This is a genomic window from Bacillus zhangzhouensis (assembly GCF_000715205.1).
Classification (GTDB): Bacteria; Bacillota; Bacilli; order Bacillales; family Bacillaceae; genus Bacillus; species Bacillus zhangzhouensis.
On the sequence record NZ_JOTP01000099.1, the window covers coordinates 1 to 274 of the forward strand.

Genomic DNA, 274 nt, shown 5'->3' on the forward strand with positions numbered 1-274 from the left:
TCACACACGCATGTTTGATTATCCATTGCCAAACCCTCCATCTTCTTTGGCGGTCTTTCTGTTATGGCAGGACGCACACAATGGCTGCCAATTAGAAGAATTATATGCAAAAGTAAGAAGAGGATCGTTCCCATGAATGACCTTGCCCTCGTATACCTTTTGTCTGTAATCCTTTGTCGGTAAAGAAAGATGCTGAATCCTTTGCGGCAGCTCAACCATATTAAACCCCTTACTCTCGCCGCCCTGACTCCCCTGAAACGGTATTTCTCGCTAG

Annotated in this window: 1 pseudogene; it reads right to left on the minus strand. The window is 45.6% G+C overall.

The window, feature by feature from the left end:
- Positions 1–18 precede the first annotated feature (18 nt).
- Positions 19–105 (minus strand): annotated as a pseudogene (locus tag BA70_RS19875) (HNH endonuclease); the annotation flags it as partial.
- Positions 106–274: the final 169 nt, after the last annotated feature.